General features: G+C 62.7%; 1 protein-coding gene. It reads right to left on the bottom strand.

Annotated features, from left to right (window positions below):
* The coding region (locus SB816_RS35190) for a 4Fe-4S dicluster domain-containing protein (protein WP_410548649.1) at positions 1–233 on the bottom strand (233 nt) is incomplete at both ends.

The following is a 233-nucleotide window of genomic DNA, read 5'->3' as shown; positions in this document are numbered from 1 at the left end:
CAGCAGCACGCCGAGATAGCGGATGCGGCCGACACAGGTTTCCGAGCACACGGTCGGCTGGCCGGCCTCGATGCGCGGATAGCAGAAGATGCACTTCTCGGCCTTGCCGCTCTGCCAGTTGTAGTAGATCTTCTTGTACGGGCATCCGGACACGCACATGCGCCAGCCGCGACACTTGTCCTGATCGATCAGCACGATGCCGTCCTCCTCGCGCTTGTAGATCGAGCCCGACG

This window comes from Achromobacter sp. SIMBA_011, from assembly GCF_046535435.1.
Taxonomy (GTDB): Bacteria; Pseudomonadota; Gammaproteobacteria; order Burkholderiales; family Burkholderiaceae_B; genus Achromobacter; species Achromobacter dolens.
The sequence above is the reverse complement of the archived record's forward strand: the minus strand, read 5'-3'. Positions and strand labels throughout refer to the sequence as shown.